This is a genomic window from Parabacteroides sp. Y3-G-102, assembly GCF_023656845.1.
GTDB lineage: Bacteria > Bacteroidota > Bacteroidia > Bacteroidales > Tannerellaceae > Parabacteroides > Parabacteroides distasonis.
This window is the reverse complement of the sequence record NZ_JAMOKU010000014.1, coordinates 17485-42048: the sequence shown is the minus strand read 5'-3', so window position 1 is coordinate 42048 and position 24564 is coordinate 17485. Positions and strand designations below refer to the sequence as shown.

Below are 24564 nucleotides of genomic sequence, written 5' to 3'. Positions count from 1 at the left end.
ACCTGAGACAAGATAATATATGAGTAAAAAAGGACGGATCAATCTACCCGTCCTTTTTTCGTAATGAACCTTAATGCCCCAATTTAGACGCCGGATTCGCCATCGCCGCCCGATAGCTCTGGAAAGTAACCGTAGATACGGTCAGTGTCATTATGATTACCAAAGCCACTAAAAATACCCATATGTAGATCGGCGTTTTATAAGCGAAGCTTCGTAGCCAAACATTCACCCCGTAATAAGCAAGCGGGATCGAGATAATAAAACAGACGAGCGTGATCCGGAGGAAAGACGAGTTCAGCATCCAAAGGATCTGCCGGACCGTGGACCCATGTACTTTCCGCACGGCTATCTCCTTTTCCCGTCCCTGTAGCTCAAAGATAACCAGTCCGAATACTCCCACGAGAGATAAAAAGACGGCCATCAGGCAAAGGGCGGTAATCAGCGCTCCCTGCCGCCCACTTTTACTGTAAAGCTCCTCCAGCGCCGTATCAAAGAAATGGATATCGGCCGGATAACCCGGGATCAATTCATCCGTTACCTTCCGGATATGCTCGATAGCCGTCCGGGGATTTCCGCCGGCGATCTTGACATAAGCGTATCTTTCCGGCACCGAACGGCGGTAATGATTCTTAGCCGAGGTCCAAAGTCCCATCGGGCGTAACTCTTTATACAGGGATTCATAATGGACATCCTCAAAGATACCGACAATCCGTACCGGTATATCATTATCCGTGATGCTTGTCCCTACCAAGTCCGATAGGTCGTCCAGTTTCTCGGGGGAAAGACCCGAGGCGATCTCCCTCGCTGCCGTCTCGCTAAGGAGGCAAACGACCTGCGTGTTATCCGCCGCCTCATCCGTCGGCCGGAACTTCCTTCCGGCGATCATCTTTACATCCATTAGCTCCGGGAAATTGGCAGATACTCCCAGCCAGCTCATATAATAATGTTGGCCTTTGTAATTATACCCGATGAAAGAACGTGATTCGTCCGAGACAAATTTGAACTCACTAAAGGAAACATCACGGATAACGGGGCTTTCCAAGAGACGTGCCTTGAACAATTCGCCCTTTTTCAAGGCCGCCCCCATGCTTAGTCTTACCTCCAGTACGTTTTCTTTGTTAAATCCCAAGTCCACGTTCCCTATATATCTGTTTTGCAAGGAGACGAACAACGCTGCGACAATCAGCGTGATCGAGATAACGAACTGGAACCCTATAAGTAACTTGCGAGTGTTCTTGGCCCGGTCGCTAAGGGTAAAAGACTTATTCAGCGCTATGACAGGAGGAAACGAGGTGATATAGAAAGCGGGATACAAACCGGCCAGTATACCGCCGCCTGCGACAAGGAAGAATGTGTATGCCGGAATCTTCCAGTTGGCATACAGATCCAACGGATGCCCCACCATATTCGTGACCCATTGCACGTTATTCAAAAATAACAGGAAAAGCAAGGCGAGGAAGAAGGCGACAACCGAGATTCCCAAGGACTCCAAGACCAGATACTTCCGTAGCGTGGCGTCCGAGCTTCCCAGCACTTTCTGGATGGTGATCGACTTGGTGCGTATCGGCGCCAAGGCTATCGACAGGTTGATATAATTGACCAAGGCGATACCTATGATCAGGATGGCGATAAAGAATAACATATTCGTCCGTAGCTTATTACCGATGGGAGCGGCGTCCGCTCGGACCGGCTGGCCGAAATAGAGATCTGACAAGGGCCGGAGGCGCATATCCTCGATCGTGAAACTTTTCAGGAAAGCCCGGCTATCGGCCATATAGGTCTCGGTAGTGACAGAGGCGGATTCCGGCGTCGACATCAGCAGATAACAATAGTAAAGGCCGGTATGCCAGTTTTCCATCATCTCTTTCTCCATGATCGGGATATACAGGGCATTCTTCACCCGGGTGTTTTCCGGGAAATCGCGAAAGACGCCTCCCACGATATATGCCGGCTCAAAACTAAGCCCATATATAATCGAGCCTTCGGCCCCGGCGAACTCCGACAGATAAACCGGCTTCCCGATAGGATTTTCCTCGCCGAAGAGTTTCCGGGCCATGCTCTCCGGGATCAGCGTCCCTTCCGGACGTTTCAGGCAATCCGTATCGCCGGCCACCAGCTCGAAGCCAAAGACCTTGGTATATCCCGGGGTGATCCGTTCCACCTGCTCCATATAGCTCCGTGCGTCGGGTCCTTCACTGGCTGATATCCCAAAACGTACGGAGGAGTAAACAAGGTTGTTTGTGATAGCGGCCGCTTCTATATAAGGGGAGGCGGCGATGAAACGCTCGAGTTGTGGACGTGCGAAATTAGCCTCCCATATCCCGTCATCCCGCTTGTTTTCTAACTGAAAAATCCTTTCCCTGTTCAAGAGGGAAGCGTCGAAGCTATATTCATGACCGACATGTATGCTTATTAGCATGAATAACAGGAAAGCGAAGCTAAGTCCTAAAAGATTAGTGACCGTCGCTAATTTATAATGTCTCAAGACATAAAGCAGGTTCTTGAATGTACTTTGCATGGTATAAGTTCTTTTAATTTTAAACCCTTTGATCTGGAAATACAAAGCAAAGCTATTCCTTTATTTACGTTCCTGTGTTATTTTTTTGACAAACGGTTACTTTCTGTTGATGAATTGTGATATTATCAATAATTTCCTTATTTTTGCCATCATACTTCAAAAAGAAACAAGCGCTATGTTACACAAAGGCTATCGGATGCTTTTCAACTGCCTGATGTTTTATCTCTAGCAGATACTCTCCCTATATAAACTCATGGGGGCGGGGATGCCCGTCCTGTGTAACAATAAAAAATAACCTTGATGAGGGCGGATAGATCCTACCTCTACGATAAAACATATAATTTTATGAATACAACCCATCACACACATTCATGCGTACATGATACCGTCTCTTCCGTAGGAGCGAACAATTTCGGGATGAACGACCGTATCAAACGTCTGCGCCGGCAGACCTTCGAGGCCCAACCTTCCCTCTCCATCGAGCGGGCCTTGATCGAGACCCGTTTCTATCAGGAGAATTACGGGAAGTATCCGATCCCTATCCTGCGTGCCCTGAACTTCCTTGAGATCTGCAAGCGGAAGACGATCTATATCGGCGAGGACGAGTTGATCGTCGGCGAGCGGGGGCCCCGCCCCAAAGCCGTGCCTACCTTCCCGGAACTTACCTGCCATAGCGTGGAGGACTTGCATATATTGAATACCCGGGAGCTGCAACGTTACACCATCAGTCAAGAAGATATCGATACCTACGAGCGGGAGGTGATCCCGTACTGGAAAGGCCGTACCCAGCGGGAACGCATCTTCAGCCACGTCCCCAAGGAATGGAAAGAGGCGTACGAGGTGGGTATGTTCACCGAGTTCATGGAGCAACGTGCCCCCGGGCATACCGCTTTGGACGGCAAGGTCTACCAATATGGCCTGCTGGACTTGAAGAAACGTATCGAGGGGGAACTAAGCGCCTTGGATTTCATGAACGACCCCGAGGCCACGGACAAGCAGGAGGAACTGACGGCCATGTCTATCTCCTGCGACGCCGCTATCCTGCTGGCCGAGCGACACGCGGACTTGGCTGACGAGATGTCTCTCACCGAGAAAGATCCCCGCCGTGCCGCCGAGCTGAGGAAGATCGCCGAGGTATGCCGCCGGGTTCCCGCCCACGCTCCCCGTACCTATTGGGAAGCGATCCAGATGTACTGGTTTGTCCACCTCGGTACGATCACGGAGCTGAATGGTTGGGATGCCATGAACCCCGGTCATTTCGACCAGCATCTGGCGCCTTTCTACGAGAAAGAAATCGCCGCCGGAACCTTGACCCGTGACGAGGCGAAAGAGTTGATGTCTTGCTTCTTCATCAAGGTAAACAATCATACCGCCCCGCCGAAAGTGGGTATCACGGCGAAGGAGAGCGGAACCTATAACGATTTCACGAACCTGAACATCGGCGGCATCCGGGCGGACGGTAGCGATGGCGTAAGCGAGGTCTCCTATATCATGTTGGAGACGATCGAGGAGCTGCATATCCTCCAGCCCGGCAGCGCCATCCACGTCAGTGCCCGTACGCCGGAGCGTTTCCTTCGTGCCGGGTGCAAGGTGATCCGCCAAGGCCATGGCTACCCGTCGGTATTCAACCCGGATGTGTACGTGCAGGAGTTGATGCGGCAAGGCAAGTCGCTGCGTGACGCCCGCGAGGGAGGTTGCAGCGGTTGCATCGAGGTGGGCGCTTTCGGGAAGGAGGCGTACGTGTTGACCGGTTATCTGAACGTGCCGAAGATATTGGAGGTGACGCTGCATAACGGCGTAGATCCGGTAAGCGGTCGCAAGGTCGGTCTGGAGACCGGCGATCCCCGTGGTTTCCGGACGTATGAGGAGCTTTACGCGGCATTCATGCGCCAGATCCATTATTTCGTGGACATGAAGGTGCGGGTCAGCAACTATATCGACCGCATGTTCGCCAAGTACGCCCCCGCCACGTTCCTCTCCCTGTTCATCGACGATTGTATCGCGAAGGGTAAGGATTACTACAATTGCGGGCCTCGTTACAACACCACTTATATCCAGTGTACCGGATTAGGCACGATAACTGATAGCCTTTCCGCTTTGCGGAAACACGTCTTCGAGGATAAGACCTTCACGATGGAAGCCTTGTTGGATGCGATGGCGGATAATTTCGAGGGACATGAGCCAATGCGCCAAATGATCCTGAACCGTACGCCTTTCTTTGGCAACGATGATCCGTACGCCGACCAGATCGCCGTCCGTGTCTTCGACGATTTATATGACGCGATCGAGGGCAAGCCGAATACGAAAGGGGAGTGTTTCCATTTGAATATGTTATCCACCACTTGCCACGTCTACTTCGGCAAGGTGATGGGAGCCACCCCGAACGGCCGCTTGGCCGGGCGTGCGATCTCCGATGGTACCTCGCCCTCGCACGGAGCCGATACCCACGGGCCGTCTGCCGTTGTCAAGTCCCTCGGCAAGCTGGATCAGGTGAAGAGCGGCGGCACGCTGTTGAACCAACGCTTCCTGCCCAGCCTGCTCCGGCGGGAGGAGGATATCTCGAAGCTGGCCTCCTTGATCCGTAGCTACTTCGCCTTGGGTGGCCATCATATCCAATTCAATATCGTGGATACGGAAACGCTTTACGCCGCCCAGAAGTGTCCGGAGGACTACCGGGATCTGCTGGTCCGTGTAGCGGGCTATAGCGACTATTTCAACGATATGAACGCCGATTTGCAAGCGGACGTGATCGCACGTACGGAGCAAGAGACTTTCTGAGCCATGCTGTTATTCGATATCAAACGATACGCCATAAACGACGGGCCGGGCATCCGTATCACGATCTTCATGAAGGGATGCCCGCTTGCCTGCGTATGGTGCCATAACCCGGAAGGCATCTCGCCCCGGGCGGAGAAGTTGTATACGAGAAAGAAGTGCATAGGTTGCGGGGCCTGCGTGGATGTATGCCCCACCGGGGCGTTGACCTTGACGGAGGCGGGTATCGTCACGGATCGGTCTCTGTGCCGGACATGCGGTAGATGCGCCGAGGTTTGTCCCACCTTGGCGATGGAGATGTCCGGCCGTGAGTATTCTATCGACGAGGTCATGCGTGAGATCGAGAAAGAGACGGTCTTTATGGATCGCTCCGAGGGAGGCGTTACCTTCTGCGGGGGAGAGCCGTTGTCGCATCCATCGGATTTGGTTGCCCTGCTGGATCGTTGCGGAGCGTTGGGAATCCATCGTGCGGTGGATACGACCTTGTTCGCCTCGCCGGATACCGTCCGGAGCGTAATGGAGCGCACGGATCTTTTTCTGGTGGATTTAAAGCATATGGATTCCGGTAGCCATCGTCGTTTCACGGGTGTCCCGAACGAGCGTATCCTCTCCAATCTTCGGATGATCGCCGAGGCCGGGATGGACTTCCTCATTCGCATCCCGTTGATCGAGGGAGTCAATGCGGACGAGGAGAATATATCCCGTTCTGCCACCTTCCTAGCCTCCTTGCCGTGGGAGCGGAAAGTCGTCAATCTCCTCCCGTACCACGACATCGGAAAAGGTAAGCACGATAAGCGAGGAACCCTCTACAATCCCGGGCATCTTCCGCTATCCACCCCTTCCGAGGCAGTCTTGCAAAGGTGTATCGATCAATTCGCCTCTTGCGGGATAACTGCGTTGATCGGAGGATAGTTCTCTTTGGGAACTATTCTTCTTTCAATGTCTCATAAGCACGTTGGATTCGATAGTTAATCAATGCGTTCTTACTTTCTTCATCTAGGATCTCTTTCATAATATAATACCTTCGTTTATAACATTAATATAGAAAGGAGTTTTAAAGGGACGGTTTTCCCAGAGTTTTCTTAACATGACGATGGGGCTGATATTTACGCCAGTCTTTAGTTCCAGCTCATACAAGGGTAAAGTAATTTCTTCCTCTCGTTCCAAAGTCATTTTCTCTCCGTCTATCAAGATGAGTAAGTCGATATCGCTATCAATCCGAGCGTCTCCACGTGCTTCCGAACCGAATAAGATAGTTTGTGCCGTGGGAGCTATCCGGCGCATGATATCTTTTATCTGATCTATAATTTCTGTTCGTTTCATTTTATCTTTTCATTAAATGACTTCTGTCGTGAGACAAAGATAATTATTTTTCTGATTATTACCATTTCTTCCGATACTCCGTAGGCGATATCCCGACGTGTTGCTTGAAGTATTTACCGAAGAAGGATTGGTTGGCGAAGTTTAGCCGGTCTGATATCTCTTGGATGGAAAGGGTGGAGGAGGATAATAACGCCTTCGCCTCCAAGACAACGTAATTATCGATCCATTCCCCGGCCGTACGGTTGCTAACGTTCTTTACCAAAAGAGATAAATATTTGGGAGTCACACATAATTTCCCGGCGTAGAAAGCTACCGATCGTTCCTGCTTATGATGTAAGGCGAGCGTTTGTATGAACGCTGCGAACAACTCCTCTTGCCGGCTCTTCTTCACCTCGATCGGCATATGATTCTTAAACATGCCGTAAACCTCGTGGAATACCGCCAACAATAAGCTCTGGGCAATCTCTTTCCGGTAAGGATGCCCTTTCGCTTTCACTTTCTTCCAGAGGAAAGAATGATATTCCTTGATACAACCTATCTCCTCGGCATTCAACTCGGTGACCGGATGCTCCTTGATGTAGAAGAACGCCGGCAAGGTATTCTGTATATGAGGAATGATCTCCTCCATGAAATTCTTGGAGATGACGATGAAGATCCCGGCCACGTCCTCGCTACGTTCCACGTGTTGGATGATCTGATCGGGCAAGGACAATACGAGATGGTTTTCCCCTACGACATATTCCTCCATATTGATCCGTATACGTATGAAGCCTTTCGTGCAAAGCGCGAATACGACGGCGTCTATTCGCATCGGATGGTCGAGCGAGGGAATATCGTCGATGTTATCGAATATGGCGAAATCCTCGTCGATAAAGTCTATGCCGGGTACGTTCTCGATAAGAGAGATACAAGCTTGAGGTAGATCTGTTACGTTCATAATTTATTCTTGTTTGGGCGATAAAATTAGTGAAATAATAGAATAATCCAATTGAAATGTGTCAAATAGGACAATTTGGTTGCAAAACGGAACTTCTTTGGAGTGGATAAACTCATCATCTTCGCGGTATAATAAATCATAGGATATGAAAAGGATGAAAGGCATTGTTTATGGAGGATTATTATCCGTCGTGTTCGTGATGTCCGGATGCTCGGGCAGTCAAAAAGAGGGACGGGATAGCAAAGAGATCCCGGTGGAGATCGTGAAGGTAGCGAAGACCGTTCCGGCGGATACAAGGAATTACGTGGGAACGGTAGAGGAGGTCGTATCCTCCTCGATTAGTTTTCAGGTGATGGGTAATGTAGAGCGAGTATTGGTGGGCGAGGGGCAGAAGGTCCGTGAGGGCCAACTACTAGCGGTGTTAGACAAGGCGACGCTGGAAAACGCCTATAACGCCTCGGCCGCTTCCTTGCGACAAGCGGAGGACGCCTATGCCCGCATGAGAACCTTGCACGAGAATAAGAGCCTGCCGGATATGAAATGGGTAGAGGTGGAGAGCAAATTGGAACAGGCCCGTTCCATGGAGCGAATCTCGAGGAAAAACCTTGAGGACCGGAACCTGTATGCCCCGTTCGGCGGCGTTATCGGCAAGCGCATGGTTGAGGCGGGAGAGAACGTGCAGCCCGGGCAACCGGTTTTCTCCTTGTTAAGGATAGAGACGGTAAACGTGAAGATCGCCGTCCCGGAGAATGAGGTCGCCACGCTCGGCGATCAAGCCGCTATGATAAAGGTAGCCGCTCTGGGCGGACAATGTTTTGAGGGGAAAGTGACGGAGAAAGGCATCGTGGCCAACCCTATCTCCCATACTTACGAGGCGAAGATCCGGCTGGAGAACCCGTCTGGCGCTTTGTTGCCCGGCATGGTTTGCGATGTACGCTTGTCGGGAGAGGAATCCGTGCCGGCTATCGCCTTGCCGAACAACGCCGTGCTGATAGCGAACGACGGGGGGCGTTTCGTCTGGAAGATCGTAGACGGAGAGGCGAAAGCTACGCCCGTACGGACGGGCGACTTGACGGAGCAAGGCTTGTTTATTCTGGAAGGGTTGAACGAGGGGGATATCGTCGTGATAGGCGGTTACCAGAAAATCAGTGAGGGCATGAGAGTGCGTGCGTTATGAGAGAACGTAAAAACGGAGTGATCGAATGGACCATGCGTCATTACCAGATCACGTTGCTGGTGATTACCGTGCTGGTCGGGTTGGGTATTTGGGGTTTGGTGGACATGCCGAAACAGGAATTCCCGGAGTTCACCATCCGCCAAGGCGTGGTCGTGGGTGTTTACCCCGGGGCGACTTCCGGAGAGGTGGAGGAGCAGTTGGCCAAGCCTTTGGAGAGATACCTGTTTACCTTCAAGGAGGTAAAGAAGAAAAAGACGTACTCCATGTCAAGGGATGGAATGGTGTACGTGATGGTGGAGCTGAACGACGACGTGAACAATAAAGACGAGGTCTGGTCGAAGATCAAGCTCGGCTTGCAGAACTTCAAGTCGCAACTGCCCTCGGGCGTACTCGCCGTCATCGCGAATGATGATTTCGGCGATACTTCCGCCTTATTGATCACCTTGGAATCGGAAGACAAGACCTACCGGGAATTGCAGCGATACATGGAGACGCTGGAAGACCGCCTGCGCCGGATCGAGTCCGTATCCAACCTGCGCCGTTACGGGGTACAAAACGAGCAGATCTCGGTCTACTTGGATCCAGACAAGCTAGCCGCTTACGGCCTAGATACCCGTATGCTGATGACAACCTTGTTCACCCAAGGCTTTACCACCGCCTCCGGCTCCTTGGAGAATGGCGGCTTGGACATTCCCATCCACCTTTCCGTGACCTATCCCTCGGAGCGGGAGGTAGGCGAGCAGATCCTGCTGGCCGATGCCGACGGGCATATGATCCGCTTGAAAGACGTGGCCCGTATCGTGCGGGAATATCCCGAGCCGGATAGCTATATAACGAACAACGGCAAGAAAGCGATCATCCTTTCCATGGAGATGCGTGAGGGCCATAATATCGTACGATACGGAAAGGAGGTAGACGAGGTATTGCACGCTTTCGAGCGGGATCTTCCCGAGAGTGTCTCGATCCGCCGGATCGCCGACCAGCCGAAGGTGGTGGGAGACTCGGTAAGTTCCTTCGTGCGGGATTTGTTTGTGTCCATCGTGGTCGTGATCTTGGTGATGATGGTACTCTTCCCTTTCCGCTCGGCATTGGTTGCGGCTACTTCCATCCCGATCAGTGTCTTTATCTCGATCGGTGTCATGTACGCTTGCGGCATCCCGCTGAATACGGTGACGCTGGCCGCCTTGATCGTGGTATTGGGCATGATCGTGGATAACTCCATCATCGTGATAGACGCCTATCTGGAATATCTGGACAAGGGCTATTCCCGTTGGTACGCCGCCGTCTATAGCGCCAAGAACTATTTCAGCTCGATTTTGTTGGCTACGCTGTGTATTTGCGTGATCTTTTTCCCGTTGCTTTTCACGATGACGGGGCAGATGTTGGATTTCGTGACCTTCTTCCCTTGGACGCTTTCCATCTCCCTCATGGTGTCGCTGGCGGTGGCGATGGTCTTTATCCCGCTGCTGGAGCGGGTCTTGATCAAGAAGGGATTGAAGTCCGGGCGGGAGAATAAGGGAAAGAAGAGGTTCAATCTGCTGGATACCGTACAGGCCGTCTATACGAGGGCGCTGACGTGGACTTTCCGTTTCCCGAAAGCCACGATCGGTCTAGGCATCCTGACGGTTGCCTTGGCGATCCTGATGATCACTCAACTGAGCCAGCGTATGATGCCGATAGCCGACCGGGATCAGTTCGCCGTCGAGATCTATCTCCCGCAGGGAACCTCGCTGGACCGTACCGCCGCCGTGAGCGATAGTCTCTATAAGCTGTTGTCGGAAGATGAGCGCATCCTGTCCGTCACCTCCTTTATCGGAACTTCCTCGCCCCGTTTCCAAGCTACCTACGCCCCGAACTTGGCCGGGAAGAATTACGCCCAGTTCATTGTCAACACCGCCTCGGTAGAGGCCACCCGTAGCGTGTTGGATGATTATACGGACCGCTACGCCGATTATTTCCCCGACGCTTACGTGAAGTTCAAGCAACTGGATTACCAAAACGTATCCTCTCCTTTAGAGGTCCGTTTCATGGGAGACGATATCGCCCGGTTGAAGCAGGCCGGGGATTCCTTGATGGCCGTGTTGCGTGAGATGGACGGCTTGGTCTGGGTACACACCAATTATGAGGAGGCCTTACCCGACGTACGGGTTCGATTGGACCCAGTGGAAGCCTCCCGCCTCGGGATCACGAAGGCGATGGCCTCGGCCGATCTGGCGATCCGTTACGACGGCCTCTCGGTTGGCTCCCTCTGGGAAGGCGATTACGCTTTGCCGATCCAGCTGAGATCCGATAAGAAAGGGGAGGGTGACGCGTTCGATAAGGTCGGCGACCAGTATCTTCCCACCATCGTCCCCGGCGTGAGCGTCCCGCTCCGGCAAGTCTCCACGATCGAGGGAGGCTGGAATGAGGGGCAGATCGTCCGTCGCAACGGCGTGCGTACCTTGAGCGTCTTCGCCGAGGTAACCCGGGGGACCAACCAGAACGCTATGCAGAAACGGATCGAGCGAGTCATGGAAAGCCATATTATCCCGACCTTGCCCGAGGGCGTGACGTACGAGTACGGTGGAGCCAAGGAGCTGGATTTCGAGACGATGAACCCGCTGATGCAGGGCTTGGCGATCGCCGTGATCATTGTTTTCTTCTTCCTGTTGGTCAATTTCAAGAAGATCGGCTTGGCGTTGGCGGCCCTGTCCTCGTTGCTGCTCACCTTGTTCGGGGCGGCGCTGGGCTTGTGGGCGTTCCATATCGATTTCAGCTTGACGTGCGTCTTGGGCGTTATCAGCTTGATCGGTATCGTGGTGCGAAACGCTATCTTGATATTCGAGCATGCGCAAGACTTGCGGCTCCATAAGCATTATAGCCCGAGGGATGCCGCCTTCGACGCCGGCCGGCGACGCATGCTCCCGATCTTCCTGACCTCGGCTACAACGGCCGTGGGCGTGGTTCCCATGATCATCAGCGGCAGTTCCCTTTGGATGCCGATGGGTGTGGTGATCTGCTCGGGAACGGTCTTCTCGATGATCTTGGCGGTCATCATCCTGCCTGTTTTCTATTGGAAGATATTCGGGAATAAATGAATGATACGGATGTGGATTAGGATATAATATAGGAATGAATATATGCGGAAAAAAGAGATGATAAAAAGATGGATATATGGCATCGTCGGTTCCCTCGTCTTATGCGTGGGGACCGTGAGCGCCCAGCGGACATTATCGCTGGAAGAATGCCGGGAAATGGCTTTGGAGAATAACGCGAAGATGAAGAACGCCCGTTTGGACGTAGAAGGGGCGAGGGAAGGAAAAAAGGAGGCCTTTACGAAATACTTCCCGAATGTCAGCGCCGTGGGAACAGCTTTTAAGGCGAACCACGGGATGATGGATATGAGCGTGATACCGGGCCTTCTCGAGTTGTCGATGATGGATGACGGCTTGCTGGGTGGGGTGACCGCTATCCAGCCCGTGTTCGCCGGCGGACAGATCGTGAACGGCAATAAGCTGGCCGACTTGGCGCTCGAGGTGAGCCGTTACCAGATGCGCCAATCCGAGGATGAGGTAGCCCTGACGGTGGAGCGGTATTACTGGCAATGGATCTCCCTTCACGAGAAATTAAGGACGATCGAGATCGTGGAATCCTTGGTGGGGAGTCTTTATAAGGATGTGGAGGTAGCGGTCGGCGCCGGCGTGACGACTCGTAATGACCTACTGCAAGTCCAGTTGAAAAAGAACGGCGTGGCGAGCGACCGCCTGCGGGTGGAGAACGGCTTGCGCCTTTCCAAGATGGTGCTGGCTCAATATATCGGTATCGGGGAAGATGATTTCGAGATCGATTTCACGCTGCCCGCCGAGGTGCCCTCCCCGGAGCTTTACCGGGTGAGCCATGAGGAGGCGCTCCCTACGACACTCTCTTATAAATTGCTGGAGAAGAACGTGGAGGCCGCCCGTCTTCAACAAAAGCTGAAGGTTGGGCAATACTTGCCCACCGTGGGGATCGGAGCCGGGTATATGTATCACAACTTACTGGATAAGGACCGTCCGTTCGGCATGGTTTTCGCTACCGTAGCGATTCCGATCAGTGATTGGTGGGGCGGCTCGCACGCCATCCGGAAGCAAAAGCTTCAGGTGAAGGCGGCCGAGTATTCCCGCCAAAACGCCAATGAGCTTCTGTTGGTGCAAATGCGGAAGCTTTGGAACGAGCTGGAGGAGTCTTATAAGCAAGTCAAGCTCTCGGAGGAGTCCATAGCGACGGCCGAGGAGAATGTCCGCCTTAATACGGACTATTATAAGGCGGGCACGGTTACGCTGAGCGATCTTCTGGACGCCCAATCGCTCCTCCAGCAAAGCCGTGACCAGTATACGGGTGATTATACGGCTTATTTGATCAAACGTACGGAATATTTACAGGCGACAGGGCGTTAATTTGTTTTTTTTCCATATATTTGCTTATTAACAAATAATAAAACGAGAAGTGATGATGAGCTACGCCAATTATCTTTACATAGCGATCCGTGCCGCGGTAGACGCAGGCAAGTCGATCATGGATATCTATAACGACCCCGAATCAGACTTCGGGATAGAGAGAAAAGCAGACAACTCGCCGTTGACAAAGGCGGATAAGGCGGCCCATCGATTGATAACAAACGCTTTGTCCGTTACCCCGTTTCCGGTCTTAAGCGAGGAAGGAAAGGAGATCCCGTTCAAGGAGCGCTCCAAATGGGAGACGCTGTGGATCGTGGACCCGCTGGACGGTACCAAAGAGTTTATCAAGAAAAACGGCGAGTTTACCGTGAATATCGCCTTGGTGGAGAAAGGTGTGCCCGTGTTGGGCGTCATTTATGTGCCCGTCCGGAAGGAGTTGTATTTCGCCTCCTCCTCTGTGGGTGCTTATAAGTTTACGGGAATCGATAGCAGTAGCCAGCCCTCGATGGACGAGATGAAGCAGCGGGCGATACATTTGCCGATGGCGCTGGCGCATCAAGGAGTCGTGGTAGTGGCGTCCCGGTCTCACCAAACGGAGGAGACCACCGCTTTCATCGATAATCTCCGCAAGCAGGGAAAGCCCGTTACGTTGATCAGTAGCGGCAGCAGCCTGAAGATTTGTCTGGTAGCGGAAGGCTCGGCCGATATCTATCCCCGTTTCGCCCCGACGATGGAGTGGGATACCGCCGCCGGCCACGCCATCGCCAAGTCTGCCGGTTGCGACATATATCATATCGACGGCAAGACCCCGCTTCGCTATAACAAGGAAGATTTGCATAATCCGTGGTTTATCGTGAAGTGAGGGGGATGTGTATTTTAAGTTATTGTCAGCGGTGGGAGACGGAGCATGCTCCGTCTCTACAAGCCGTACAATGCATTCTTGTTTATTTGGTTATGAACGAAATTTAGAAGACTACCTTGTAAGAATATAAGTTGGCCCAGAATCAATCATTATTGGTCTATATCCCATATAATCCTAAAAATAGGTTAGCGAAAGGAGTGCGCACTTGAGTATTCTTATTATTTTTGCGCTCTTAAAAGTAAATACATGAATTTTGATATAGTGTTTGTGTTGCTGGCCCTGATCGGCATGATCGCAGCCTTGGTATGGGATAAGATGCGGCCGGGAATGGTTCTTCTGACAGTGGTCGTGTTTTTTCTCTGCGTAGGCATTCTTACTCCCAAGGAGATGCTGGAGGGCTTTAGCAATAAAGGGATGATAACCGTAGCCATGCTCTTCCTTGTCAGTGAGGGAGTGCGGCAGAGCGGGGCTTTAGGCCAATTGATCAAGAAACTGCTTCCCGAGGGGAAGACCACCGTCTTCAAGGCGCAGGCGAGGATGCTCCCGCCCGTAGCTTTCGTGTCGGCGTTCCTGAATAATACGCCGGTGGTGGTTATTTTCGCCCCGATCATCAAGCGATGGGCAGAGGCGGTGAAGCTTCCGGCCACGAAATTCTTGATCCCTCTCTCGTATGTCACGATATTGGGCGGTATATGTACCTTGATCGGTACTTCTACGAATCTGGTGGTGCACGGCATGATTCTGGAGGCGGGATATGAGGGCTTTACGATGTTTGAGCTGGGGAAAGTCGGTATTTTTATCGCTATCGCCGGTATTTTATATTTGTTCGCTTTCTCGAACAAGCTGCTTCCGGACTCGAGGACGGATACGGTATCCGAAGACGGGGAGGATGAGAATCCCGGGAATTTCCACCGGGTGGAGGCCGTGCTGGGCGCACGCTTCCCGGGTATCAACAAGACCTTGGGAGAGTTTAACTTTACCCGCCATTACGGGGCGATCGTGAAAGAGGTGAAAAGCGGCGGACAGCGTTTTACCCGTAATCTGGATACGGTGGTATTGCATGAGGGCGATACCTTGGTGTTGTGGGCGGACGATTCTTTTATCCCTACATGGGGTGAGTCTAGTGTCTTCTTGATGTTGGCGAATGGTAATGAGGCAACGGAGCCGGTATCGAGGAAGAAACGTTGGCTGGCTTTAGGACTGTTGATCTTTATGATTACGGGGGCGACGGTAGGAGAGTTGCCAGTCGTGAAAGAGGCCGTTCCAAGTATGCGCTTGGATATGTTCTTCTTTGTCTGTATTACGACAATCATCATGGCGTGGACGAAGCTTTTCCCGCCTAAAAAATACACGAAATACATTTCTTGGGATATCTTGATAACGATCGCTTGCGCTTTCGCTATCAGCAAGGCCATGGAGAATTCCGGCTTTGCCTCCATGATAGCCCGCCATATAATCGGTATGGCCGACAATTTGGGGCCGTATGCGTTGCTGGCGATTCTATTTATTATTACCAATATATTTACGGAGTTGATCACGAATAACGCTGCGGCGGCATTGAGCTTCCCGATCGCTTTGTCGGTAGCTACGCAATTAGGCGTTGATCCGACCCCATTCTTTGTCGTGATCTGTATGGCGGCGTCGGCTAGTTTCAGTACGCCGATCGGCTACCAGACCAACCTGATCGTACAAGGCGTGGGAGGCTATAAGTTCACGGATTTCGTGAAGGTGGGCTTGCCCTTGAACTTGATCACGTTCTTGATCTCCGTGTTTGTAATACCTATGATATGGAAGTTTTAGAAAATAATATCTATCCGATTTTCGACCGTATGCTGGGTCGTGAGGATAAAGAGGCGCTTTTGGGGCAAAGGGGCGTGATGGTGTGGTTCACGGGTTTGAGTGGCTCGGGGAAAAGCACGATCGCTATCGCTTTGGAGCGTGAGTTGCATAAACGGGGATTGCTTTGCCGCATCCTCGACGGGGATAATATCCGTAGTGGTATCAACAATAATCTCGGGTTCTCGCCGGAGGACCGGGTGGAGAATATACGCCGGATCGCCGAGGTGGGTAAACTGTTTGTCGATACGGGTGTTATAACCATAGCGGCTTTTATCAGCCCGAACAATGAGTTGAGAGAGATGGCGTCCGCTATCATCGGTAAAGCGGATTTCTTGGAGGTTTACGTAAGTACGCCGCTCGCCGAGTGCGAACGCCGTGACGTGAAAGGCCTGTATGCCAAGGCCCGGAAAGGCGAGATCAAGGAGTTTACCGGGGTTTCCGCCCCGTTCGAGGCACCGGAGCGTCCGGACCTGTCCTTGGATACCTCCGTATTGAGCGTGGAGCAATCCGTGAACCGGTTGTTGGAGTTGATCGTACCGAAAGTAGAAATTAAACACTGAAAAAAGATATGTCTGATTACAAGTTAAGTCATTTACAGGAGCTGGAGGCCGAGTCTATCCACATCATCCGTGAGGTAGCCGCCGAGTTCGAGAATCCTGTTATGCTTTATTCCATCGGGAAGGATTCTTCCGTGATGGTCCGTCTGGCCGAGAAGGCTTTCGCTCCGGGTAAGGTTCCTTTCCCGTTGATGCACATCGATTCGAAATGGAAGTTTAAGGAGATGATAGAGTTCCGTGATTCTTACGCGAAGAAATTCGGCTGGAACTTGATCGTGGAGTCTAATATGGAGGCTTTCCACGCGGGCGTGGGCCCGTTCACGCATGGAAGCAAGGTGCATACGGACTTGATGAAGACGCAGGCCTTGCTTCGTGGCTTGGATAAATATAAGTTCGACGCCGCTTTCGGCGGCGCCCGGCGTGACGAGGAGAAGAGCCGTGCGAAGGAACGTATCTTCTCGTTCCGCGATAAGTTCCATCAATGGGACCCGAAGAACCAGCGCCCGGAGTTGTGGGATATCTATAACGCCCGTGTGCATAAGGGCGAGAGCATCCGTGTATTTCCGCTATCGAACTGGACGGAGCTGGATATCTGGCAATATATCCGTCTGGAGAATATCCCGATCGTTCCCCTGTATTTCGCCAAGGAGCGTCCGTGCGTGGAGATCGACGGTAATTTGATCATGGCGGACGACGACCGCTTGCCGGAGCAATACCGGGACCAGATCCGTATGCGTATGGTCCGTTTCCGTACGTTGGGCTGCTGGCCGCTGACCGGCGCCGTGGAGAGCGAGGCGGATACGATCGAGAAAATCGTGGAGGAGATGATGACCACGACGAAGAGCGAGCGTACGACCCGTGTGATCGACTTCGATCAAGACGCTAGTATGGAGCAGAAGAAACGGGAAGGGTATTTTTAACACAGAAGAGACATGGCAGATACAAAATTAAATATAAAGGAATTCCTAGATAAGGACGAGCAGAAGGACCTGCTGAGATTCTTGACCGCCGGCTCGGTGGATGATGGCAAATCGACCTTGATAGGCCGATTGCTGTTTGATAGTAAGAAAATATACGAGGATCAGTTGGATGCCTTGGAGCGTGACAGCAAGCGTATGGGCAACGCCGGCGAGCATATCGACTACGCTTTGTTGCTGGATGGCTTGAAGGCCGAGCGTGAGCAAGGTATCACGATCGATGTGGCTTACCGTTATTTCAGCACGAACAACCGTAAGTTCATCATCGCCGACACCCCGGGGCACGAGCAGTACACCCGGAATATGATCACGGGTGGTTCCACGGCGAATCTGGCGATCATCTTGGTGGATGCCCGCACGGGCGTGATCACGCAAACTTGCCGTCACACCTATCTGGTATCTTTGCTGGGGATCAAGCATGTGGTACTGGCCGTGAATAAGATGGACTTGGTGGACTTCGACAAGGATACGTTCGACCGGATCGTGGCGGATTATAAACGTTTCGTGGAGCCGCTGGATATCCCGGATATCACGTATATCCCCTTATCGGCCTTGGATGGCGATAACGTGGTGGAGAAGAGTGATCGCACGCCTTGGTACGAGGGTACGTCTTTATTGGATTATCTGGAGAACGTGCCTATCGACTTGGATCGTAACTACGAGGACTTCCGTTATCCGGTGCAATACGTGTTGCGCCCGAATCTGGATTTCCGTGGGTTTAGCGGCAAGGTGGCCAGCGGTATCGTGCGTAAGGGAGATACGGTGATGGCGTTGCCTTCCGGGAAGACCTCGAAGGTAAAGAGCATCGTCACCTACGAGGGTGAGTTGGAGCAGGCTTTCCCTCCTCAATGTATTACGATCACCTTGGAGGACGAGATCGATATCTCCCGTGGGGAGATGCTGGTGCACCCGGATAACTTGCCGATCCGCGACCGTAATTTCGAGGCCATGCTGGTGTGGATGGATGAGGAAGCCATGGACGTGAACAAGCAGTTCTACATCAAGCAGACCACTCATACGACACGTGCCCGTGTGGATAGTATCCGCTATAAGGTGAACGTGAACACGATGGAGCAATCTTCCGTGGATCATCTGGAGCTGAACGAGATCGGCCGTGTGGTATTTACTACCGGCAAGGAGTTGTTCTTCGATCCGTATAGGAGGAATAAGCAGACCGGCTCGTTTATCTTGATCGATCCGATTACGAATAATACGTCCGCCGTGGGTATGATCATCGACCGTGTGGACGCTAAAGATATGGTGACGGAAGACGCTTTGGCTACCTTGAACCTCCCGGAGATGGGAATCGGAGAGGAGCACTATGAGGCGGTCCGTAAGGTTTGTGAGGAGTTGGGCCGGCAGGGCGTATCTGTGAAATGTATAACGGAAAAACGATAGGATATGGGATTGTTGGAGTTTGATAAGCTACCGATCAATACGTTGGTCGGGGCGGATTGGGATACGTTCAGAAAGGTGACGGCCCGGCAGCAGATAGACAAGGGCTTTAAGGGGAAGTATCGCCTTACGACCGGTGTTTGCCGCCTGTTGAGCGCCTTGAAGCCGATCGAGGATAGCCGGTTCAAGAAATTGGCCGATAAGCCGCTGGAGATGGACCCCTTGTTTATCTTGGGGCATTGGCGGAGTGGTACGACCTTTGTACATAACATCTTCGCCTGCGATAAGCATTTCGGTTATACCACGACGTACCAGACGGTATTCCCGCACCTGATGCTCTGGGGGCAGCCTTTCTTCAAGAAGAACATGGCTTTCTTGATGCCGGATAAGCGTCCGACCGATAATATGGAGTTGAAGGTGGATCTTCCGCAAGAGGAGGAGTTCGCCTTGTCGAACATGATGCCTTATACGTATTATAATTTCTGGTTCTTCCCGAAACGCTGGATGGAGTATTGCGATCGTTACTTATTGTTTAACGATATCACGGAGGAGGAGCGGCGGATCTTCATGGATACTTTCATGCGTCTGGTTAAGGTTTCCCTCTGGAATACGAACGGTACGCAGTATTTGAGCAAGAACCCACCGCATACGGGGCGTGTGAAGACATTGCTGGAGATGTTCCCGAACGCTAAGTTCATCTACTTGAAGCGAAATCCGTATACGGTATTCGAGAGTACCCGCAGTTTCTTTACGAATACGATCCAGCCATTGCGTTTGCAGGATATCACGAACGAGCAGATCGAGGCGAACTTCATCGAGGTATATCGCCGTCTTTTCTATAAGTACGAGGAAGAGAAGCACCTGATACCGGAAGGCAATCTGGTGGAAGTGAAGTTCGAGGATTTCGAGAAAGACGCTTTCGCCATGACGGAAAATATTTACGGGTCATTAAACTTACCCGGCTTTAAGGAGTCTAAGGCGGATATAGAGAAGTATCTGGGCAAGAAGAAGGGCTACAAGAAGAACCAATACAAGTACGAGGATCGTACGGTCCGGCTCGTAGAGGAAAATTGGGGCATGGCCTTGAAGGAATGGGGCTATAGCTTATAAATAAAGGGTTAGATAGGTATTAAATTGATAGAGGGATGGGTTTGAGTTTAAGAAAGAAAGCGTTATTTTTGGCAATCGCTTGTATGCCTTTGTCCGTGGTTCTCGCGGACGGGGATGGGGTGACATCGGAGAATGTGGTGCCCTTCGCTTATGGAGACATGGATAATTGGATTGTCCGTGAGATTCATGAGTCTGGCATTATCGGGGGAAATACGAAATGGCTTTATGAGCTGGGGCCCTCGGATACGATTGTCGGTAATACGGCGTTTCGTAATATGGGCGGTTCTCCGTGGGCTACTTCCAACGTGATGGCGAAAGTGGCGGGAGTGGTGAAAACCAATACGTCTGTTTTCCCGGAGAAACGGGGGGATGGGATGTGCGCCCGCATGGAGACCCGTTATGAGAGCGTGAAGGTTTTCGGTTTGGTGGATATCGAGGTGATCGCCGCCGGCTCCGTTTTCTTGGGTACGGTGCATGAGCCGATCAAGGGAACAAAGAACCCCCAAGCGATGTTACAATCAGGAGTGCCTTTCTCCAAGAAGCCGAAAGCGTTGCGGTTTGATTATAAGGTGAAAGCCGCTCCCGAGAAGAATCGGGTACGTAGTACGGGGTTCAGCCGTAAGAGTACGGTGGCCGGGCAGGATTCCTTGGCGGTGATCTTGTTGTTGCAGAAACGATGGGAAGACGAGGAAGGGAATGTTTATTCCAAGCGGGTCGGTACGATGGTGCAACGCTATACGGAATCTACCCCTGATTGGGTAAATGACGCTACTTACCCGATCCTTTATGGAAATATAACATCCAAGCCCGAATATAAACCGTATATGCGTATACAAGTAGAGGAACGTTATACGTTAAATAGTAAAGGAAAAAGCGTTCCTATCCAAGAGGTAGGCTGGGCGGAGCCGGGCGAGGCACCTACGCATATGGTGTTGCAGTTCACCTCCAGCCACGGAGGGGCCTATATCGGCTCTCCGGGAAATACGTTTTGGATAGACAACGTAGAATTAATATACTAATATGGTCGAAGCAAAGATAAAAGCCCTGCGTGATGAGCTGGAGCGGCATAATTATAATTATTATGTGCTTTCGGCACCGACAATATCAGACTTTGAGTTTGATAAGATGATGAAAGAGTTGCAGGAACTGGAGGCGGCGCATCCCGAGTTCGCCGATCCGGATTCCCCGACTCGGCGAGTGGGGAGCGACCTCTCGAAAGAGTTTGAGCAAGTAGTACATAAATATCCGATGCTTTCGTTGGGTAATACGTACTCCGAGGATGAGATCCGAGATTTTTATGATCGTACGGTCCGCTCCTTGAATGAGCCTTTCGAGATTGTGGCGGAGCTTAAATATGATGGTACTTCTATCTCTTTGACCTATGAGAAAGGACGCTTGACGCGTGCCGTGACCCGTGGCGACGGTACTCGTGGTGATGACGTGACGGCGAATATCAAGACCATCCGTTCGGTTCCATTAAGACTCCGGGGCTCTGATTTTCCGGAGGAGTTCGAGATCCGTGGCGAGGTATTGCTGCCTTGGGCGGAGTTTGATCGCTTGAATAAGGAACGGGAGGAGCAGGAGGAACCCTTGTTCGCCAATCCTCGCAATGCCGCTTCCGGTACGTTGAAACAGCAGAACCCGGCTATCGTGGCCTCCCGTAAGCTGGATGCTTATTTCTATTATTTATTGGGTGAGAACCTGCCGGCCGAAGGGCATTATGAGAATTTGCAGGCGGCTCGCGCATGGGGTTTTAAGATTCCGGACGTGATCCGCAAATGCCAGAGCCTACAGGATATATTCGATTATATCGCATATTGGGATGTGGAACGTAAGAACCTGCCCGTGGCGACGGATGGAATCGTGTTGAAGGTAAACTCGCTTCGTCAGCAGAGGAACTTAGGTTTTACGTCGAAAAGCCCTCGCTGGGCGATCGCTTATAAGTTTCAGGCGGAGCGTGCCGAGACTCGCTTGAACTCGGTCTCTTTCCAAGTGGGACGGACGGGGACGGTCACTCCGGTGGCGAACCTCGAGCCCGTATTGTTGGCGGGGACGGTGGTGAAGCGGGCTTCCCTGCATAACGCCGATATTATCGAGGGGCTTGACTTGCATATCGGCGACCAAGTGTATGTGGAGAAAGGCGGGGAGATCATCCCGAAGATCGTGGGAGTGAACGTGGAGGCTCGTTCGATGCTGATGGGGGATAAGGTCCGCTTTATCCGTGTGTGTCCGGAGTGCGGGACTCCTTTGGTGCGTCCGGAGGGAGAGGCGGCGCATTACTGTCCGAACGAGTCGGGCTGTCCTCCTCAGATCAAGGGGCGTATAGAGCATTTCGTGACCCGGAAGGCGATGAATATCAATATAGGCCCGGAAACGGTGGAGGATTTGTACAACGCCGGTTATGTAAAAGACTCGGCGGACTTATATACGTTGACGGTTGCCGATTTATTGCGTCTGGAACGGTGGGCGGAGAAGAGCGCCCGGAATCTGATGTCGAGTCTGGAGGAATCCAAGCAAGTTCCTTTTGAGAGGGTCTTGTTCGGTCTGGGGATTCGTTTCGTGGGAGAGACGGTCGCTAAACGCTTGGTCTCGGCTTTCCACTCGATCGAGGCATTGGAGCAGGCGTCCTTAGAGGATTTGGTAGCCGTGGACGAGATCGGCGAGCGGATCGCCCAAAGTGTATTGAGTTATTTCTCGGACGAGAAGAACCGTACGTTGGTGAACCGATTAAAGGAACAGGGCTTGCGGATGGCGGTTTCCGAAGAGCAATTGGCGAACCGTTCCGAGAAGTTGAAAGGATTGACGATCGTGATCAGCGGGACATTTTCCAAGCATTCACGTGACGAGTATAAGGCGATGATTGAGCAACATGGCGGCAAGAATAGCGGCTCCGTCTCGGGGAAGACCGATTATATCCTTGCCGGCGAGAATATGGGACCGGCCAAGCTGGAGAAAGCGGCGAAGCTGGGTGTGAAGATTATCAACGAGGATGCGTTCTTAAATATGCTGGAATAAATGTTTACGAATTATTTTATCAAGAAGAAGATACAGGCTTTAGTGTCGGATGCCGGGGGGCGTCCGCATCGTTCCCTTTCCTTGGATGAGGCACGTTCGCTTTTGGTCTTGTATAATATAGAGGATCACGAGGACGTCATGAGGGCCTTGGAGCCTTTGCGCAAGGCGAAGAAGGACATCAAGACGTGTGTATATGTGCCGTCCGGAGGAGCGGATATTCCTTTCGACGATTCCAATATTCCTGTACATATAAAGAACGATCTCAATGCGTGGGGATTCCCTTCCGATAGTGTCTTGAAAAAGGTGGGCGCTCTCAAGGCGGATATCCTGATCGATATCACCCGGCCGGGTTGTTATGCCTTGCAATACATCGCTCTCCGGCATCCATCCGCCTTCAAGGTCGGGATTAAGTATCCGGGCCAAGAATGGTACGACTTAGGCTTGACTGTAACAGATAAGGACGATATTCAGTATTTATTCGGACAGATATTATTTTATTTGCGTTCCATCCGTGCTAAATGATATAATTTCCTTATTTTTGCAGTGCTAAATAACAAAAAGGAATATTTTCCCCATGGCAGACATAAATTTAAAAGGAATGGGTGTGGCGTTGATCACGCCATTCAAGGAAGATGAGAGTGTAGATTACGAGGCGTTAGGCAAGCTGGTGGATTATCAGGTGCAGAACGGTACGGATTATTTGGTAGTGCTGGGAACTACAGCGGAAACCCCTACACTTACGGAAGAAGAAAAGAAAAACATTATAAGCTTGGTAGTGACTCGTGTACGGGGCCGTATCCCTATCGTATTAGGCGTGGGAGGTAATTGTACACGGTCGGTTGTCGAGAAGTTGAAGACCGATAATTTCGAGGGTATCGACGCTATCCTCTCGGTCGTACCTTATTATAATAAGCCTTCCCAAGAAGGGATTTACCAGCATTACAAGGCGATCGCCAACGCTACTCATTTACCGATCGTACTCTATAACGTACCGGGGCGTACGGGCGTGAACATGACGGCCGAGACTACGCTTCGTATCGCCCGTGAGTTCGATAACGTGATCGCCGTGAAAGAGGCTTCCGGCAATATCACCCAGATGGATGATATCATCAAGAACAAGCCGGCCCGTTTCAACGTGATCTCCGGTGACGATGGTATTACTTTCCCTTTAATGACATTAGGTGCGGTGGGAGTGATCTCCGTGATCGGTAACGCCTTCCCTCGTGAGTTTAGCCGTATGGTACGTCTGGCCTTGGCGGGTGATTATGATAGCGCACGTACGATCCATCATAGCTTCACGGAGCTGTTCAGCCTGTTGTTCGTGGATGGAAATCCTGCCGGAGCGAAGAGTATGCTGAATATGATGGGCTTTATCGAGAATAAGCTTCGTTTGCCTTTGGTTCCTACACGTATCGTCACGTATGAGAAGATCCGTGAGGTGTTGCGACAGTTGAGCATTAAGTGCTGATCCGCTTTTAACGGCAACGATTCTTATTATTTATATAGGATAACAAAAGGGGCTTCATGTGTCATAGAGGGCATGTGAAGCCTTTTTCTATAGATATGCTCCAACTCCTCATACCGATACTTCAACCTTGATTTCGGTCACTTCATTATTTTATGTCGGGCAGGCAAACGCTTACCTTTTATTTTTGTAACCATTA

General features: G+C 51.7%; 18 protein-coding genes. 15 read left to right on the top strand and 3 right to left on the bottom strand.

The features are described 5' to 3' along the window. Positions 1-70 precede the first annotated feature (70 nt). Entirely contained in the window at positions 71-2518 is a 2448-nt protein-coding gene (locus NBH16_RS08835) for an ABC transporter permease (protein ID WP_250788389.1), read from the bottom strand. A gap of 345 nt (positions 2519-2863) precedes the next feature. On the opposite strand from NBH16_RS08835, the gene hypD reads away from it, so the two are divergent. Then, positions 2864-5296, top strand: a complete 2433-nt coding sequence (gene hypD, locus NBH16_RS08830) for a trans-4-hydroxy-L-proline dehydratase (RefSeq protein ID WP_250788387.1) — start codon at positions 2864-2866, stop codon at positions 5294-5296. Positions 5297-5299: 3 nt separating this feature from the next. Next, positions 5300-6205, top strand: coding sequence for a glycyl-radical enzyme activating protein (locus NBH16_RS08825; RefSeq protein WP_250788385.1), 906 nt, complete (start codon positions 5300-5302; stop codon positions 6203-6205). A 96-nt stretch (positions 6206-6301) separates the two neighbouring features. Here the strand turns inward: NBH16_RS08825 and NBH16_RS08820 are convergent, their stop codons facing one another. Continuing rightward, a complete protein-coding gene (locus tag NBH16_RS08820) occupies positions 6302-6616 on the bottom strand; it encodes a nucleotidyltransferase domain-containing protein (RefSeq protein WP_005862799.1) in 315 nt (104 codons plus the stop codon). 58 nt (positions 6617-6674) lie between these two features. Further along, on the bottom strand, positions 6675-7553 hold the full coding sequence (locus NBH16_RS08815) for a helix-turn-helix domain-containing protein (protein ID WP_250788383.1): 879 nt from the start codon (positions 7551-7553) through the stop codon (positions 6675-6677). A gap of 145 nt (positions 7554-7698) precedes the next feature. Here NBH16_RS08815 and NBH16_RS08810 point away from each other — a divergent pair, with 145 nt between their 5' ends. The 13 genes from NBH16_RS08810 (at position 7699) to dapA (ending at position 24368) form a co-directional block, all read left to right on the top strand. Next, complete coding sequence (locus NBH16_RS08810) at positions 7699-8730, top strand: efflux RND transporter periplasmic adaptor subunit (protein WP_121962091.1); 1032 nt, start codon at positions 7699-7701, stop codon at positions 8728-8730. Beyond that, a complete protein-coding gene (locus NBH16_RS08805) occupies positions 8727-11807 on the top strand; it encodes an efflux RND transporter permease subunit (RefSeq protein WP_250788381.1) in 3081 nt (1026 codons plus the stop codon). The genes NBH16_RS08810 and NBH16_RS08805 overlap by 4 nt, the downstream gene beginning before the upstream one ends. A 42-nt stretch (positions 11808-11849) precedes the next feature. Continuing rightward, positions 11850-13145 (top strand): TolC family protein, encoded by a 1296-nt coding sequence (locus NBH16_RS08800; protein ID WP_005857439.1) that lies wholly within the window; start codon positions 11850-11852, stop codon positions 13143-13145. Positions 13146-13197: 52 nt separating this feature from the next. Further along, a complete protein-coding gene (gene cysQ / locus NBH16_RS08795; RefSeq protein ID WP_036612678.1) occupies positions 13198-14007 on the top strand; it encodes a 3'(2'),5'-bisphosphate nucleotidase CysQ in 810 nt (269 codons plus the stop codon). A 246-nt stretch (positions 14008-14253) separates the two neighbouring features. Next, positions 14254-15807 (top strand): SLC13 family permease, encoded by a 1554-nt coding sequence (locus NBH16_RS08790; RefSeq protein ID WP_250788379.1) that lies wholly within the window; start codon positions 14254-14256, stop codon positions 15805-15807. Continuing rightward, a complete protein-coding gene (cysC, locus tag NBH16_RS08785) occupies positions 15795-16406 on the top strand; it encodes an adenylyl-sulfate kinase (RefSeq protein WP_005857434.1) in 612 nt (203 codons plus the stop codon). The genes NBH16_RS08790 and cysC overlap by 13 nt, the downstream gene beginning before the upstream one ends. Before the next feature lie 8 nt (positions 16407-16414). Continuing rightward, the gene (gene cysD / locus NBH16_RS08780; RefSeq protein WP_121962094.1) at positions 16415-17323 is read left to right on the top strand and encodes a sulfate adenylyltransferase subunit CysD; all 909 of its coding nucleotides are present in this window, start codon (positions 16415-16417) and stop codon (positions 17321-17323) included. A gap of 12 nt (positions 17324-17335) precedes the next feature. Continuing rightward, positions 17336-18778 (top strand): sulfate adenylyltransferase subunit CysN, encoded by a 1443-nt coding sequence (gene cysN, locus NBH16_RS08775; RefSeq protein WP_057319475.1) that lies wholly within the window; start codon positions 17336-17338, stop codon positions 18776-18778. A gap of 3 nt (positions 18779-18781) precedes the next feature. After that, positions 18782-19885, top strand: a complete 1104-nt coding sequence (locus tag NBH16_RS08770; RefSeq protein WP_005857428.1) for a cholesterol-responsive sulfotransferase — start codon at positions 18782-18784, stop codon at positions 19883-19885. 35 nt (positions 19886-19920) lie between these two features. Continuing rightward, on the top strand, positions 19921-20904 hold the full coding sequence (locus NBH16_RS08765; protein WP_005857426.1) for a PCMD domain-containing protein: 984 nt from the start codon (positions 19921-19923) through the stop codon (positions 20902-20904). Position 20905: 1 nt separating this feature from the next. After that, positions 20906-22900 carry an NAD-dependent DNA ligase LigA gene (gene ligA / locus NBH16_RS08760; RefSeq protein WP_005862787.1) on the top strand — a complete coding sequence of 665 codons (1995 nt, stop codon included), beginning with the start codon at positions 20906-20908 and terminating at the stop codon, positions 22898-22900. After that, positions 22901-23422, top strand: coding sequence for a DUF6913 domain-containing protein (locus NBH16_RS08755; protein ID WP_036612725.1), 522 nt, complete (start codon positions 22901-22903; stop codon positions 23420-23422). It abuts the gene before it with no gap. A gap of 52 nt (positions 23423-23474) precedes the next feature. Further along, on the top strand, positions 23475-24368 hold the full coding sequence (gene dapA / locus NBH16_RS08750; RefSeq protein WP_005857419.1) for a 4-hydroxy-tetrahydrodipicolinate synthase: 894 nt from the start codon (positions 23475-23477) through the stop codon (positions 24366-24368). Positions 24369-24564: the final 196 nt, after the last annotated feature.